General features: G+C 66.7%; 13 protein-coding genes. 10 read left to right on the forward strand and 3 right to left on the reverse strand.

The genetic code is table 11. The features are described 5' to 3' along the window. Positions 1–296: 296 nt before the first annotated feature. The 7 genes from AC6HZP_RS05655 to AC6HZP_RS05685 all read left to right on the forward strand — a co-directional run bounded on the left by AC6HZP_RS05655 (position 297) and on the right by AC6HZP_RS05685 (position 7,277). The gene (locus AC6HZP_RS05655) at positions 297–1,628 is read left to right on the forward strand and encodes an extracellular solute-binding protein (protein WP_244669818.1); all 1,332 of its coding nucleotides are present in this window, start codon (positions 297–299) and stop codon (positions 1,626–1,628) included. A 139-nt stretch (positions 1,629–1,767) separates the two neighbouring features. Further along, the gene (locus tag AC6HZP_RS05660) at positions 1,768–2,700 is read left to right on the forward strand and encodes a sugar phosphate isomerase/epimerase family protein (RefSeq protein ID WP_497525746.1); all 933 of its coding nucleotides are present in this window, start codon (positions 1,768–1,770) and stop codon (positions 2,698–2,700) included. Positions 2,701–2,804: 104 nt separating this feature from the next. After that, complete coding sequence (locus AC6HZP_RS05665; protein WP_371813022.1) at positions 2,805–3,650, forward strand: carbohydrate ABC transporter permease; 846 nt, start codon at positions 2,805–2,807, stop codon at positions 3,648–3,650. Further along, a complete protein-coding gene (locus tag AC6HZP_RS05670; protein WP_497525747.1) occupies positions 3,650–4,522 on the forward strand; it encodes a carbohydrate ABC transporter permease in 873 nt (290 codons plus the stop codon). The genes AC6HZP_RS05665 and AC6HZP_RS05670 overlap by 1 nt, the downstream gene beginning before the upstream one ends. 1 nt (position 4,523) lies before the next feature. After that, entirely contained in the window at positions 4,524–5,609 is a 1,086-nt protein-coding gene (locus AC6HZP_RS05675; protein WP_497525748.1) for a Gfo/Idh/MocA family protein, read from the forward strand. Further along, positions 5,609–6,454, forward strand: coding sequence for an NAD-dependent epimerase/dehydratase family protein (locus AC6HZP_RS05680; RefSeq protein WP_497525749.1), 846 nt, complete (start codon positions 5,609–5,611; stop codon positions 6,452–6,454). The genes AC6HZP_RS05675 and AC6HZP_RS05680 overlap by 1 nt, the downstream gene beginning before the upstream one ends. 13 nt (positions 6,455–6,467) lie before the next feature. Then, positions 6,468–7,277, forward strand: coding sequence for an SDR family NAD(P)-dependent oxidoreductase (locus tag AC6HZP_RS05685; protein ID WP_201402664.1), 810 nt, complete (start codon positions 6,468–6,470; stop codon positions 7,275–7,277). A 66-nt stretch (positions 7,278–7,343) separates the two neighbouring features. Here AC6HZP_RS05685 and AC6HZP_RS05690 read toward each other — a convergent pair whose 3' ends face one another. The 3 genes from AC6HZP_RS05690 to AC6HZP_RS05700 all read right to left on the reverse strand — a co-directional run bounded on the left by AC6HZP_RS05690 (position 7,344) and on the right by AC6HZP_RS05700 (position 10,109). After that, positions 7,344–7,724 (reverse strand): RidA family protein, encoded by a 381-nt coding sequence (locus tag AC6HZP_RS05690; RefSeq protein WP_497525750.1) that lies wholly within the window; start codon positions 7,722–7,724, stop codon positions 7,344–7,346. Positions 7,725–7,813: 89 nt separating this feature from the next. Beyond that, a complete protein-coding gene (locus AC6HZP_RS05695; RefSeq protein ID WP_497525751.1) occupies positions 7,814–9,304 on the reverse strand; it encodes a M81 family metallopeptidase in 1,491 nt (496 codons plus the stop codon). 13 nt (positions 9,305–9,317) lie between these two features. Continuing rightward, positions 9,318–10,109: an IclR family transcriptional regulator gene (locus AC6HZP_RS05700; protein WP_497525752.1), complete on the reverse strand. Its 792-nt coding sequence runs from the start codon at positions 10,107–10,109 to the stop codon at positions 9,318–9,320. 258 nt (positions 10,110–10,367) lie between these two features. Here AC6HZP_RS05700 and AC6HZP_RS05705 point away from each other — a divergent pair, with 258 nt between their 5' ends. The 3 genes from AC6HZP_RS05705 to AC6HZP_RS05715 all read left to right on the forward strand — a co-directional run bounded on the left by AC6HZP_RS05705 (position 10,368) and on the right by AC6HZP_RS05715 (position 14,881). Next, entirely contained in the window at positions 10,368–11,831 is a 1,464-nt protein-coding gene (locus tag AC6HZP_RS05705) for a M81 family metallopeptidase (RefSeq protein ID WP_497525753.1), read from the forward strand. Next, positions 11,822–13,126, forward strand: coding sequence for a type III PLP-dependent enzyme domain-containing protein (locus AC6HZP_RS05710; protein ID WP_497525754.1), 1,305 nt, complete (start codon positions 11,822–11,824; stop codon positions 13,124–13,126). The genes AC6HZP_RS05705 and AC6HZP_RS05710 overlap by 10 nt, the downstream gene beginning before the upstream one ends. A gap of 243 nt (positions 13,127–13,369) precedes the next feature. After that, positions 13,370–14,881 (forward strand): M81 family metallopeptidase, encoded by a 1,512-nt coding sequence (locus AC6HZP_RS05715; protein WP_497525755.1) that lies wholly within the window; start codon positions 13,370–13,372, stop codon positions 14,879–14,881. The last annotated feature ends 19 nt before the right edge of the window (positions 14,882–14,900 follow it).

The raw sequence follows: 14,900 nt of genomic DNA on the forward strand, positions 1-14,900 counted from the left end.
CCATGCCTGCCGCGGGTGCCACCTCATGCTTTCGGCATGGGTCGTCCGGGTTCCCTGTGCCTCGGACTTTATTTGGCTAATAAGTAAAATGAACCATCAAGTCAATCTCCGCCGCCTGTGCATTTTTGAACCATTCACATGCGCTATGTGACTGATTTTAGAGCATTTTATCAAAATTCAATCACATTGTAGCAACGCATTGACAACCGCGGGATTTCGATCAAATTATTGTATGACTATCAATGAATGGAGGGGTCGAGGGGACGCCTCGTGTCATTGGTATGGAGGGACTCTACATGCACATTCGCAAGCGGACTCTTTCGCGACTGATGCTCGCCAGCGCCATGACCGTGCTGGCGGCTCTTTCACCGTCGATCGCCAGCGCCGAGGGCGTCACCCTCAAGGTGTTTGGCGGCTCTGCGCTCAACAAGCTGGCCCCCCGCCAGACGCCTGACGTGCAGAAGGCCATTCAGGACAAGGTGATCGCCGGCTTCCTCAAGGAGCATCCCGAAGTCAAGGCGGTCGAGTGGGACGCCCAGGGCCCGCAGGCCAACGACGTCCAGCGCCTGATGACGGCGCGGCTCGCCAATCAGGAAATGGACCTGATCGCGTGCTCGGCCTTCTACACCAACGGCGCCTATGTCCGCCGTGGCCTGGTCCGTCCGATCACCAAGGAGATCCAGGCGTTCGCCGGCAATCTCGACCAGCCGGCGATCGGCGCCTTCACCGTTCGCGGCGAGGTCTACGCCGTTCCGATTACCACGATGTCGACCTCGGCGATCTTCTACAACAAGAAGCTGTTCGCCAGCCTCGGCATCCCCGTCCCGCCGACCTACGAGGACCTGAAGGCGGCCGCGCCGAAGCTCGCCGCCGCCGGCGTGATCCCGCTGCTGCATCAGGGCTCGAACGCGCCGATGTGGCCGATGTGGTATTTCGAGACCTTCGCCCAGTCCTCCGGCGATCCGATCGGCCGCACGACGGCGATCCTCGACGGCAAGGCCAAGTTCAACGATGCCGACGGCGTCGCCGCCTTCGCGCTGCTCAAGCAGTGGGTCGATGACGGCATCCTCTCCAAGGACTCGCTCGCCGTCGACCAGGACGGCATGCGCTCCGCCTTCGCGAGCGGCAAGAGCGCCATGTACTATGGCGGCACCTGGGAAGTTCCCTCGCTCGAGGAGAGCGTGAAGGACTTCGAATGGGGCGTCTTCGCCTTCCCGAAGATGCCGGGCGCCGCGGGTGAGCCGAAGCATGGCGGCGGCGCGGACAACGGCATGTGCATGTCGGCGACCATCGCGCCGGAGAAGGTCGACGCCGCCGTCGCCTTCATGGGCTACCTGACCAAGCCGGACGTGGCGACGCTCTATCTCGAGCCCGAGCAGCCGCTGGCGACCTCGGTCAAGGGCGTGCCGGTCGTCGAGGACGCCTATGCCAAGGATCTGCGCGCCAGCGCCTTCCCGAACACCGTCAAGTTCCTCGATTGGGTCTGGCCGGCCGAAATCGCCACCGCCGTCTCGTCCTCGATCGCCGGCGTCGTCGGCGGCCAGCTGACGCCGCAGCAGGCAGCCGATGCCGTCCAGGCCGTCTATGACGATCTGGTCGCCCAGGGCAACTGGCCGCCGGCCGACTAAGTCTCTGACTTGAAAATGGGCATCGACCTCGAAACGATGCCGATGCCCGCAGCAAGGCGAGGCGCCGTCTCCGGCAATCCGGAACGGCGCCCGCTGATTTGGCATGCCGCCTGATCCGATAGTCGATAAGGACAAGACGATGACGACCCTGAGCTCGAAGCCGCAGCGCTTCTCGATCGGTTATCACCTGAACAGCTGGGACCTCGAAGGCCTGCCGCTGCAGCCGGCGCTGAAGTTCCTGGCCGACCAGGGCTTCGGCTGGTTCGAGATCCTGGCCTTTACCAGCCTCTCCGACCAGTTCGCCCGCAAGTACATGCAGCTCGGGCACCAGGCGCCCATGGGCGTCACCACCGATACCGACATCCTGCGCCGCTACGCGATCCTGTCGAAGGCGCAGAGCGAGCTCGGCATCCGCCTGTCGTCGCTCTACGTCAACGCGGTCTTCGTCAATCCGGTCGCCTGGGAATATGAGCGCGACGTGCTCCTGTCGCTGGCGCGCCTCCTCAAGGGCTTCGATGCGCCGGTGCTGGTGCTCGGCGGCGGTCCGTCGGTCGCTTCCGGCAATGCGCATGACGCGCAGGACTACCGCGATTTCGCCCGCGCGCTCGAGGATATCGGCCGCCGCACCAAGGATCTCGGCATCGATACCGTCTACCACCCGCACCTCGACACCTTCGTCGAGACGCGCGAACAGCTCGACCGCCTGATGGACGTGCTCGACACCTCCGTCGCCGGCCTCTGCATTGATCCGGCCCATCTGGCGCAGACCTATTCCGACCCGGTCGACGCGGTGAAGACCTACATCTCCGCCATCCGCTACATGCATCTGAAGGACACCAAGGTCGATCCGGCGCTCAAGGGCTATGACCGCTACGCGGCCTTCTGCGAGCTCGGCGCCGGCGTCGTCGACCTGAAGGGCATCGTCAAGGAGCTGCTTGACAACGACTATGCGGGCCTCGCCATCGTCGAGCTCGACGCGTCGCAGAAGACGGCCGAGCAGAGCACGCTGGAGAGCATCGACTATCTGAAGAACACGCTCGGCCTCGTGCTGACGCCTGACGGTTCGGCGTAACGATGGCGAACCTGTCGGCAATTTCTGGTGAGCGCGCGCGGGCTGTCCCGCGCGCTTCCTTGGCGAAGCGCCTGGGGCGCAGCGATGGCTTTGTCGCGGCGATGATGATCTTGCCGGCAGCCATCCTCTTCTCGCTGTTCTTCCTCTGGCCGTTCTTCAACGGCCTGTGGCTCAGCTTCCATCGCTGGGACGGCTTCTCGGCACCCCGCTTCATTGGGGTGGCGAACTATCTGCGGCTGACCAAGGACGGCGTCTTTCTCGGCGCGCTGAAGAACAGCTTCATTTTCGTGATCCTGAGCCTCGCGCTGAAGAACGGGCTCGGCCTCGCGCTGGCGCTGCTCCTCAACCGGGTCACCTTCGCGCGCGCCTTCTTCCGCGCCTCGGTCTTCGTGCCGGTGACGATCTCCTTCGTCGCGGCGGGCCTGCTCTGGTCGTGGATCTACAATCCGGTGTTCGGCCTGCTCAATGCGGGGCTGGATTTTGTCGGCCTGGCGTCGTGGAAGCGCAGCTGGCTCGGCGACGCCAATACGGCGCTCTATGCCGTCATCGCGGTCGACGTCTGGAAATGGCTCGGCTTCCACGCCGTCATCTATCTCGCCGGCCTGCAAACGATCCCGTCCGAGCTCTACGAGGCGGCCCGCGTCGACGGCGCCAGCGCCTGGCGGCGCCTCTGGCACATCACGCTGCCGCTGATGGTGCCGGTGATCTTCATCAACACCATCCTCGGCCTGTCCGGCGCCTTCGTCCGCAACTTTGACATCGTGCACGTCCTCACCCAGGGCGGCCCCAACCATGCCACCGAGGTCGTGATCACGGCGATGGTGAAGGCGGCCTTCAATGAGAGCCAGATGGGCTACGCCGCCGCCATGGGCTATGCGCTGTTCGTCCTCGTCGGCGGCCTCTGTGCGGTGCTCGTCTATCTGCTCGGTCGAACGAGGTTCAAAGTCTGATGGCCACGTCCTCCGCCCCCGCCGCGCCGCCGGCCGCGTCGTCCTCCTTCACGCAGACGCTGGAACGGCTCGGCATCTACGCCGCCTTGGCGATCGTGCTGTTCCAGACGCTCTACCCGCTGCTCTGGGTGCTGTTCGGCTCGTTGAAGACCAAGCCCGAGCTGATCAACAATGTCTGGGGCCCGCCGTCGAGCCTGGTGTTCGAGAACTATGTCCAGGCCTGGCAGATGGCGGACATGGGCAACCGCATCTTCAACAGCGTCACGGTGACGGCGCTGTCGCTGGCGATCCTGATCGTCGTCGTCACGCCCTGCAGCTATGCCCTGGCGCGGCTGCGCTTCCCCGGCCGGGTGGTGATCACCGGTATCGTCGTCGGCTCCATGCTGGTGCCGCCGCAGGTCCTCGCCATCCCGCTCTTTATGGTGGCGCGCGATCTCAACATCATCAATTCGACGGTCGGCATCTCGTTCATCTACGCCGCCTCGATCATGCCGCTGTCGATCTTCATCATGCGCAGCTTCTTCATGTCGCTGCCGTTTGATCTGGAGGATGCGGCGCGTGTCGACGGGGCAGGGCGGGTGACGATCCTGTTCCAGATCATGCTGCCGCTCGCCCGCCCGGGCATGGCGCTGATCATCATCTTCGGCTTCATCGAAGTCTGGAACGACTTCTTCCTCGCTTTCCTGCTGCTCCGGCAGCCGGATGTTCAGACCATCCCGCTCGGCTTGGTCAATTTCTTCCAGCAGTACGACTCCCTGTGGAACCTCTATTTCGCAGCGTTGATGATCACCACCCTGCCGGTGATCGCCCTGTTCGTGCTCATGCAGCGGCAGTTTATTGCCGGCCTGACCGCCGGCGCAGTGAAGGCCTGAAATGACAAAGCGTAAGATCGGTGTCGGCGTGGTCGGCTGCGGCGAGATTGCCCAGCTCATGCATCTGCCCATCATCAAGGAACTGCCGGGGATCGAGATCGCGGCGCTGTGCGATCTCTCCCGCCAGGTCGTCGACAGCCTGGGCAATGCCTATGGCGTCGCCGGCCGCTACACCGACCACCACGACCTGATCAACGACCCCGCCGTCGACGTGGTGGTGATCTGCACCTATGACCACGGCCCGATCATCGAGGACGTGATCGCCGCCGGAAAGCATTTCACGGTCGAGAAGCCGCTCGCCTTCACCGCCGAGGAGGCCGCTCCGCTGGTCCAGAAGGCCAAAGCCAAGGGCGTCCTCGGCCTCGTCGGCTACATGAAGCTCTATGATCCCGGCTATGTGCTCGGCATCGAGCGAATGGCCTCGATCGAGGCGCTGAAGCAGATCCACGTCCACAATTTCGCCGGCCGCTTCGACCGCTACCAGAGCCTCTATACCCAGGTTCGCGGCAACGACATCGACCCGTCGAGCTTCGCCGCCGGCCGCGCCTCGGCCGATGCCCGCATCGAGGCCTCGCTCGGCCCGGATCACGCCGGCTACAAGGACCTCTATCTGATGCTGCTGATGCTCGGCAGCCATAACCTCGCCGTGCTGCGCGGCGCCTTCGGCGTCGCCGAGAGCGTCGAATACGCCAAGGCCGTCGATCCCAACCACATCTTCGCGCTGCTCAATTTCGCCAATGGCGTGCCCTGCGTGTTCGAAGTTTCGTTCGGCGCGCAGTATGAGTGGTGGGACGAATGGATCGCCGCCTATGGCAAGCATGACGAGGTCCGCGTCGACTTCCAGAACCCCTATGTCCGCAACACGGCGGCGACCGTCACCATCCGCGAGCCGCGTGGCAACGGCCCGTCCGAGACGATCATTCCCGGCAAGCCGGACACCGCGTTCCGCCAGCAGTGGCTGCATTTCATCGACTGCATCGAGAACGGCACCGCGCCGCGCACCAGCCTCGAGGGCGGTCTCGAAGATCTGAAACTGGCGCAGGCCATCATCCAGGCGCTGCCGCCCCGTCCGAAGGCTGCCAACTGATGCGTATCGTCATTACCGGTTCGAGCGGCCTGCTCGGGCGCCACGTCGCCGCCGCCACCGTCGCGGCGGGCCATGATGTCCTCGGCATCGACACCGTGCCGCCGCCGGGCGCCGAGGCCGGCTGGCGCCACATCAGCGCCGACCTGACCGATCTCGGCGTGGCGCTGCAATTGGTGCGCGACGCCGACGCGGTGTTCCACATCGCCGCCATTCCGCGCCCGACGGGCCGGGCGGCGGCGGAAGTGTTCCAGACCAACATGGCGCTCGCCTACAACGTCATCGAAGGTGCTGCGCTCTCCGGCGCCCGCCGCTTCGTCTACGCCTCGTCCTTCAGCGTCTTCGGCTATCCGTTCTTCACGCGCTGGCCCGAGCAGCAATATCTGCCGATCGACGACGCCTACCCGACCGGCCCGCAGGACGCCTATGGCCTGTCGAAGTGGCTCGGCGAGGAGATGGTGCAGTCGGCCGTCCGGCGTGGCGCCTTCTCCGCCGTCAGCCTGCGCATGCCCTGGGTGCAGACGCCCGAGAGCTTTGCCGGCCAGATCGGCCCCCGCCGCGCCTCGGGCGACGCCGGCCGTGATCTCTGGTCCTATATCGACGCCCGCGACGCCGCCGACGCGTTCCTTTTGGCGCTCGAGGCGCCGGTCGAGGGCCATGCCCGCGTCATGATCAGCGCGGCCGACAGCTATATGGACGTGCCGACGGCGGAGCTCGCGGCGCGCCACTTCCCGAACGCCAGGCTCGGCGCGCTGCCGGGTTTCGCCAGCACGTTCGACCTCGACAACGCGCGGAAGACGCTGGGCTACGAGCCCCGCCATTCCTGGCGCGACTACCCGAAAGCATGATTGGAGACTGCGTATGACGAGGTTCGTGGACAAAATCGTCGTGGTGACCGGCGGCGCGGGAGCCATCGGCCAGGCGGCCGTGCGCCGCTTCCTCGATGAGGGCGCGGCCGGCGTCGCCATCCTCGACCAGGACGGCGCGCGCGCCGAGGCGCTGGCGGCGGAGCTGGGTGATCGCGCGCTCGCCGTCGCGGCCGACGTGACCGAGCCCGCGGCGGTCGACAAGGCGCTCGCGGCCGTCGTCGCGCGCTTCGGCCGGATCGATGTCCTCTTCAACAATGCCGGCATCTCCGGCACGCCGGCGCCGGTCTATGACCTGCCGCTGGAAGAGTGGGACCGCGTCATCCGCATCAATCTGCGCGGCATCTTCGTCGTGCAGCAGGCGGTCGTCCGCATCATGATCGCGCAGAAGACCGGCGGCGCCATCGTCAACATGGGCTCGTCCATGGCGGGCTGGGACGTGCTGTCGGGTGGCTCGCCCTACGCCGCCAGCAAGCACGCCGTCGTCGGCCTGACCAAGGTCGCGGCGCTCGACTGCGCGCCCTACGGCATCCGCATCAACGCGATCTGCCCGGGCGTCATCCAGACGACGCTCGGCGTTCCGGCTTCCGACCGCGCCGCATTCGAGGAAAGCACCAAGCGCTTCTCCGACCGCATCCCGCTGCGCCGTATCGGCCAGCCGGAGGACGTCGCCGCCTCGGTCGCCTTCCTCGCCAGCGACGATGCCCGTCACCTGACCGGCTCGGAGCTTCTGATCGACGGCGGCCAGACGCTGCAGAGCTGGGCCAACGCCCCCGACGCGGACGCTTTCCCGCGCTACATCTGAAACGACGAAGGGGCAGCCAATGGCTGCCCCTTCTGATTCAGGCTGACGTCGTCAGGCCTGCTTTCGTCAGGCTTTCCTGGCGATGGCAATGCACTCGACTTCGTAGCGCAGCGCGGCGCCGAGGCAGTTGGTGATCGTCGTGCGGGCCGGGAACGGCTCGCTGAAATATTCGCGGTAGAGCTTGTTGAAGAGCGGGATATCGGCCGGGTCCTGCACGTAGTTGCGCGTCTGCAGGACGTGCTTGAAGTCGCTGCCGGCGGTCTCCAGCACCTTGCGCATATTCTCCATCGAACGGCGCATCTCGCCTTCGAAGTCCTCGGAGATGATCTTACCCGTCGCGTCGACTGACGCCTGGCCGGAGACGAAGATCAGCTCGCCGAACTTGGTCGACGGGCTGAACGGCAGGTGCGAGCGGGGGGTATCCGGTTCGCTCGGATATTCGATCATCTTGGGTCTCCGTAAGATCGTGGGATATTGTTCACCTCTCCCCGAGGGAGAGATGCGAGGAATGACTTCCGTTGCGATGCGTGCGCCGCTCAGCTGACCGGGAAAACCGGCGAGCGCAGGCGGCGATAGGGGAGCGAGGTGATGACGCTCGTGCAGGGGCCTGATGTCGCCACCGTGTAGCTCCCGACCGTGATCGGATCGTAGGCGCGGCGATGCGCGACCGCAGCCTTGACGCCGATCGCCTTCAGATCCTCCGGGATGATCCCCTGCGAGCGGAGCTGGCCGAGATCGAAGGGCGGCGTCTTGCGGCTGTTGACCAGGATCTGGATGCCCGCCGTCTCCAATACGATCGACGGCCCCATGCTGATATGGACGCCCTGCATGGCCGCGAGGTGGCTGTTGCGGTCTTCCAGCTCGAATTCGCCGTCGCTGCGGCTGACGAAGGCGGCCTCGATCTCGACCGGCCCGGCGCCGAGCCGGCTGCCCTTGCCGCCGAGGGAGACCTTTCGGATCTCGCCGGGCTTCGCGTCGGCAAACAGTTGCACCGCCTGCGCGTCGGCGATGGCGACGGCGGCATTGCGGATGCCGTGGCGCAGGAAGCCGCGCAGGATGGCCGTATCGTCGCCCGGCGCGCCGCCGCCGATATTGTCGGCCGGCTCGACCACGACATAGGGGCCGCCCTCCAGCGTGGCGATCTCGGCGAGCGCGGCGTCGAGGTCCCATTCCTTCGGCTGGCCGAATTCGCGCAGCTCCCAGGCGAGCGCCTCCAGCCGGTCGAGCGCTGCCTTCGCCCGCTCGGCGGATCCCGTCGTGATCAGCGAGAAGGCGACACCCGCATCCGGCACGTCGGAAAAGGAATAGCCGCCGATGATGTTGACGGCCCAGATCTCGGGATCCTCGGCCTCGATCTGGCGGGCGAGCGCTTCCAGGTCGCGCATCGGCCGGTCGGCCGTGCCGGTGCCGGGCGGCGCCCATAGGATCGCGGCGTTGCGGGCGTGCATGACCGGCGCGGCCTTCTCGCGCAGCGCGTGGGCCAGAAGCTCGGCCGAGCGGACGGCGGCGTCGCGCGCGTCGGTGTGCGGGTTTTCTCGATAGGCGACGAGGCCGTTGGCGTATCTCGCCATGGCGGCGGTGAACGTCGCATGCAGGTCGAACACGCCGTAGAGCGGCAGCGCCTCGGCGCCGGGAACCGCGCGGATGCGGGCTAGGAGCTCGCCTTCGGGATCGACGCTCGCCGTCGTCACCATGGCGCCGTGCAGCGCCAGCCAGATGCCGTCGAGGCCGCCATTGGCGAGCGCCGCGCGCAATCCGGCCTCCAGCTCCTGCCAGAACTGCTCGAACACGGCGTGGTCCGTCGTGCCCGAGGGGAGGGCGGAATATTCGATGACCGGGACGACGTCCCAGCCCTCGGCAGCCGCCACCTCCAGGAAACCGTCGACGGTGGAGCCGTCGCCCTTGCGGGCCGGCAGTTCCGCGCCGCGCAGGATCTCGTAGTCCGCGAGCCGCGTGATCTCGTCCACGAAGGTGTGGGTCTCGTGATAGAGCCCGGCCAGCAGGATGCGAGGGCGGCGCGTATTCATGGAGGCTACCTGATTATCTGTTGCGTGACATGCTCGCCGTGACCTCGGCGAGGGTGGCGACGAGAAGCCGGCCGAGCCGCTCGATGGCGTCCGGCTCGAAGCGGGCCGAGGGGCCGGCGATGGAGACGGCGGCGATCGCTTCGCCGCCCGGCGCGAAGATCGGCGCGGCGACACAGGCGCCGCCGACCTCATTTTCCTCGTATTCGGTGGTCCAGCCGACGGTGCGGCAGCGCTCCAGCACTTCTTCCAGCGCCTGCGGATCGGTGATCGTCCGGTCGGTCGCGGCCGGCAGCGAGCCGAGATTGTAGATGATCTTGCGGAAGGAGAGCGGCTGATAGGCGAGCAGCGCCCGGCCGCAGGCAGTCGAGTGATAGGCGGCGCGCGTGCCGGAATAGGACGAGACGCGCAGCGTCTGGCTGCCTTCGAGGCTCTCGACGATGACGGCGTCGGTCGGGCCGGGCAGGGCGAGATTGACGGTTTCCCGCGTCTCCGCGCACAGTCGCACCAGATAGGGCTGCGCCAGCGCCGCGATGTCGAGCCGCCGCTCGACCGCCTTGCCGTAGACGAGGTGCTGCAGGCTGAGGCGGTAGGCGCCGGCCTTGGCGTCGCGCTCGGCCAGGCCGACGTCGACGAGCGCCGTGACGAGGTTGAAGGCCGTCGTCTTCGCGAGCCCGGTGCGCAGCGCCAGGTCGCGCAGCGATACGAAATCGCCGCTCGCCATCGCGTCGAGCAGCGCCTTGGCGCGGGCGACGGACTGAATGCGCGCGGCGACGGCCGCGCCGGAATCGCTCTCTTGCTTCGACATGCTGCTTCTGACCATGGTCATGAATTCCGGAAGCAATATTCCATATTATGGGATGACTTGTCACCTGCTCTTGAAGTCAGTCTGGCACGAAGGCAAAAGTTCGCGCAAGCCGAACATTGTGCTTTCCATGGAGAAGCCGCCCTGCGTTGTTGACAGCACGCCCATCCATCCCTTTAACTTTGCCCAAGCGACCGAAGTGTCGTTCCATTATGTGGGATATGCATCGCAATATATCCCCGTCGCGACAGGGGAGCTGGAATGCGGGTTTTTGTGGCGTCGCTTGCGACCGAGACGAATACGTTCGCGCCGCTCTTCGTCGATCGGACCGCGTTCGAGGGCGCCTTCTATTGCCCGCCCGGCACCCATCCCGAGACGCCGACGCTCTGCTCCGGCCCGATGGTGGCGGCGCGCCGCCGCGCGGCCACGGACGGCTTTACCCTGTTCGAGGGCACGGCGACCTGGGCCGAGCCGGCGGGACTGGTTTCGCGCGAGGCCTATGAAAGCCTGCGCGACGAGATCCTCGACCAGCTCCGCGCCGCCATGCCGGTCGACGTCGTGCTGTTCGGCCTGCACGGCGCCATGGTCGCGCGCGGCTACGATGATTGTGAAGGCGATCTTCTGGCGCAAGCGCGCGCCATCGCCGGGCCGGACGCCATCGTCGGCGCCGAGCTCGACATGCACTGCCACCTGAGCGACCAGATGGTCGAGGCGGCGGATATCCTCGTCGCCTTCAAGGAATTCCCGCATACCGATTTCCTCGAGCGCGCCGAGGATCTGGTCGAGCTCTGCCTGCGGGCGGCGCGGCGCGAGATCGCGCCGGTGAGCGCCGTCTTCGATTGCCGCGCCATCACCGGCTTCATGACCAGCCGCGAGCCCGGCCGCGGCTTCGTCGATCGCATGCTGGCGCTGGAAGGGCAGGACGGCATCCTCTCGATCTCCGTCGCGCACGGCTTCCAGGCCGCCGATGTCTACGATGTCGGCACCAAGGTGCTGGTTGTCGCCGATGGCGAGGCCAATCGCGCCAAGGCGGCGGCGCTCGCCGAACGCCTCGGCCGCGAGATCCTCGGATGGGGCGCCGGTGGCGGCGGTCCCTACCACTACAAGCCCGAGGAGGCGATCGAGCAGGCGCTTTCCGAGCTCGGCCAGCCCGTCGTGCTGGCGGATCGCTGGGACAATCCCGGCGGCGGCGTTGCCGGCGATTCCACCGTCATGATCGAGGCGCTGCTGCGGCATCCGGAAATCCCGGCCGCCATCGGCGCGCTCTGGGATCCCGTCGCGGTCGCCTTCTGCCGCGCCGCCGGCGTCGGCGCCGAGATCGAGCTGCGCTTCGGCGGTAAGGCGGCGCCGACCTCCGGCAAGCCGATCGATGCGCGCGTCACGGTGCGCGGCATCACCGACGACCTGCTGGTGCCGTTCGAGCAGAGCTGGGTCTCGCTCGGGCCGGCTGCCGCCATCACGATCGGCAATCTCGACGTCGTGCTGGCGTCGACCCGCGCGCAGACGTTCAGTCCGCCGGTCTTCACCGATCTCGGCGTCGATCTCGCCACGAAGAAGATCGTGGTGGTGAAGTCCTCCAACCATTTCCACGCGGCCTTCGCGCCGATCGCCCATAGGGTTCACTACCTCGATACCGGTGGGCCGTATCCGAGCGACACCGCCAAGATTCCCTACACCAAGGCCCGCCGCCCCCTCGCACCGATGGACCCCAATCCATGGCTCTGATCCCCCGTCTCGATATCGGCTCGCTCGACGAGCTCGAACTCGATCCGTCCACCAAGGGCCTGCCCTTCGACGCGCCGCGGCTGACCGTCGGCGATGTCGCGCTGCAGGGCTGGAGCCTGCTCGACGGCGACCTGCCGCTGCCCGTCGCCGTCATCCGCCAGGATGTCGTGGCGGCGAACAGCGCCTGGATGAGCGCCTTCACGGCCGGGAACGATCTCGTCATCGCGCCGCACGGCAAGACAACGATGTCGCCGCAATTGTTCGACCTGCAGATCGCCGACGGCGCCTGGGCGATCACGGCGGCGACGCTGCAGCAGGTCGGGGTCTGCCGCCGCTTCGGCGTCAAGCGGGTGCTGCTCGCCAACCAGCCGGTCGGCGGCCAGGCGATCGACGCCTGTTTTCGCGCGCTCGCGGGCGACGACGCGATCGAGCTCTATTGCCTGGCCGACAGCCTCGACGGCGTCGCCATGCTGGCCGAAGGAGCGCGCCGCAACCCGCCCCCGGCCGAAAATCCGCTGCGCATCCTCGTCGAGATGGGGTTTCCGGGCGGCCGCACGGGCGTGCGCTCGCGCGCCGGCGCGCTGGAGATCGCCCGCGCCGTCGCGGCGGCGCCGGGGCTGGAACTGGCCGGCTTCGAGTGCTTCGAGGGCATGCTGCCGACGCCGGAAACGGCGGACGGGCTGATCGACGACGTCGCCGAGACGGCGCTGATGGCGCTGGAGCAGGGGCTCTATGCCTCGCTAGCGCCGATGGTCATCAGCGCCGGCGGCTCAGCCTTCTTCGACCGGGTCGTCGAGCGCTTCAACCGCGTCGCCTTCCCACATCCGGTGCTGCGCGTGCTGCGCTCGGGCTGCTATCTGACGCATGACTCGATCGCCTATGCGGCGGCCTTCCGGCGCATCGTCAGCGAGACGACGCTCACTCTGCCCGAGGGCGGGCTGGAGCCGGCGCTCGAGGTCTGGGCGATGGTGCAGTCGCGCCCGGAAGCTGGCCGGACCATGCTCACCATGGGCAAGCGCGACGTCAGTCACGACGCCGGCCTGCCGGTGCCGCTCCTCTGGTATCGCCCGGACGGCAGCATGGCGGCGCCCGCCGACATGCCGCCCGGCCACGAGGTCGTGGCGCTCAACGACCAGCATTGTCATCTGGTGACGCCGGAGGACAGCCCGCTGAAGCCGGGCGACATGGTCGGCTTCGGCATCAGCCATCCCTGCACCACCTTCGACAAATGGTCGATCCTGATGCTGGTCGACGAGAACTACCGCGTCACCGGCGCGCTGAAGACGTTCTTCTGAAGCGATATCCGCCCCGAATTGTCTGGACTGTGAAAGTTGTTTCACGGAGCGAAACGACTTGGTGTTGACACGAAATGGGCCGGTTTATAGCCTGACGATCAACAGGTTGCCTTACAATTCGCACCTCGGCCCGGATCGGACCGGGTCTTATACTGGGCGTGTTGCGGTCTTCTTGGCTGCCGATTGAACGCATCAGTGAATCTATTCGTCCGGGCCGGAAAATAATTCTCATGGAGATTGACGTTGCGGATCGCAGTCATTCACGTCGCGCAGGAAACCAACGATTTCAATCCGGTGCTGACCACGCTGGCTGACTATCAATCCTTCGGCATTTTCGAAGGGGCGGAGATCTTCGAGAAGCTGCGGGGCTTCGGCCAGATCGGCGGCCACATCCAGGCGATCGAGGAGAGCGGGCTCGAGGTCGAGTCGATCCCGATCCTCCGTGCCTGGGCCGTGGCGGGCGGCCGCATTTCGGCCGAGGCGTTCCAGTTCTTCCAGGACAGGATCCGCGCCGGCCTGCTCGCGGCGGGCCAGATCGACGGCCTGGCGCTGCAACTGCACGGCGCCTGTTCGGCCGAGGGCGTCGACGATGTCGAGGGCGCGCAGATCGCGCTCTGCCGCGAGATCCTCGGTCCCGACGTGCCGATCGTGCTCGGCCTCGATCATCACGCCAACGTCACGCAGAAGATCATCGACAACGCGACCGCCATCGTCGGCCACCGCACCCAGCCGCATGATCCCTATGACACCGGCCTGATCGGCACCAAGCTGCTGCTGCGCATCCTGACCGAGGGCCTCAAGCCCGCGACGGCCTGGCGCAAGATCCCGCTGGTGTCGCACCAGGAGCAGTTCCTGACCTCGCAGGGGCCGATGAAGGTCTGGTTCGACGCGGCGCGCGCGGTCGAGGCCGATCCGCGCGTGCTGCAGGCGTCGAACTATCCGATGCAGCCCTGGCTCGACGTCGCCGAGGGCGGCTGGTCGGTCATCGTCGTCACCGACAACGACCCCGAACTGGCGGAAAAGCTGGCCGACGACCTCGCCGATCTCTGCTGGTCGCTGCGCGATGATTTCCAGATCCGCGAGGCGGTTCCCGTCGACGAGGCCGTCCGGCTCGCCGACGCGGCGCCGGGGCTCGTCGTCCTGAGCGATACCGGCGACACGGTGTTCGGCGGCGCCGCCGGCGACAGCAATCTGCTGCTCGAAGCCATGCTCCGTCTCAAAATCAGCAAGCGCGCGCTGGTGCCGCTGATCTCGCCGCAGGCGGCAGCAAAGCTGGTGGCGGCGGGCGAGGGCGCCACGGTGACGCTGCCGCTCGGCGGCGACGCGGCGACCGAGTTCTTCACCCCGCTCGAGGTGACCGGCACGGTCCGCAAGGTTGGCGGCGGTGTCGTCGTGCTCGACGATTACAACCAGCAGGGCGACGTCGATCTCGGCCCGTCCGTGATCTTCGACGTCGGCAACGTCACGCTGATGATCACCACCTTGCGCGGCGTCGCCGGCAATGTGCCCGGCGTCTATCGCGCCATGGGGATCGAGCCGAAGGATTACGGCATCGTGGTGCTGAAGACGGCGTCCAACTTCCAGTATTTCGCGCCGATCGCGCCCAAGGTGGTCCGCGCCGATACGCGCGGCCCCGGCCAGTCCGACGTCTTCACGCTGCCGTGGAAGCGGATTCCACGCCCGATCTACCCGATCGAGACGTTCGAAGACTGGCGCGAACACTCGTCGCAGCCGGGCGGGCGGGGCGGCGCCTGAGCGGCAGCATCCCGTTAGC

The organism is Kaistia sp. SLG-1 (genome assembly GCF_059699055.1).

Coding starts and splice junctions, on each gene's coding strand:
- AC6HZP_RS05655 (WP_244669818.1), top strand. CDS start 297: ATGCACATTCGCAAGCGGACTCTTTCGCGACTGATGCTCGCCAGCGCC.
- AC6HZP_RS05660 (WP_497525746.1), top strand. CDS start 1,768: ATGACGACCCTGAGCTCGAAGCCGCAGCGCTTCTCGATCGGTTATCAC.
- AC6HZP_RS05665 (WP_371813022.1), top strand. CDS start 2,805: ATGATCTTGCCGGCAGCCATCCTCTTCTCGCTGTTCTTCCTCTGGCCG.
- AC6HZP_RS05670 (WP_497525747.1), top strand. CDS start 3,650: ATGGCCACGTCCTCCGCCCCCGCCGCGCCGCCGGCCGCGTCGTCCTCC.
- AC6HZP_RS05675 (WP_497525748.1), top strand. CDS start 4,524: ATGACAAAGCGTAAGATCGGTGTCGGCGTGGTCGGCTGCGGCGAGATT.
- AC6HZP_RS05680 (WP_497525749.1), top strand. CDS start 5,609: ATGCGTATCGTCATTACCGGTTCGAGCGGCCTGCTCGGGCGCCACGTC.
- AC6HZP_RS05685 (WP_201402664.1), top strand. CDS start 6,468: ATGACGAGGTTCGTGGACAAAATCGTCGTGGTGACCGGCGGCGCGGGA.
- AC6HZP_RS05690 (WP_497525750.1), bottom strand. CDS start 7,724: ATGATCGAATATCCGAGCGAACCGGATACCCCCCGCTCGCACCTGCCG.
- AC6HZP_RS05695 (WP_497525751.1), bottom strand. CDS start 9,304: ATGAATACGCGCCGCCCTCGCATCCTGCTGGCCGGGCTCTATCACGAG.
- AC6HZP_RS05700 (WP_497525752.1), bottom strand. CDS start 10,109: ATGTCGAAGCAAGAGAGCGATTCCGGCGCGGCCGTCGCCGCGCGCATT.
- AC6HZP_RS05705 (WP_497525753.1), top strand. CDS start 10,368: ATGCGGGTTTTTGTGGCGTCGCTTGCGACCGAGACGAATACGTTCGCG.
- AC6HZP_RS05710 (WP_497525754.1), top strand. CDS start 11,822: ATGGCTCTGATCCCCCGTCTCGATATCGGCTCGCTCGACGAGCTCGAA.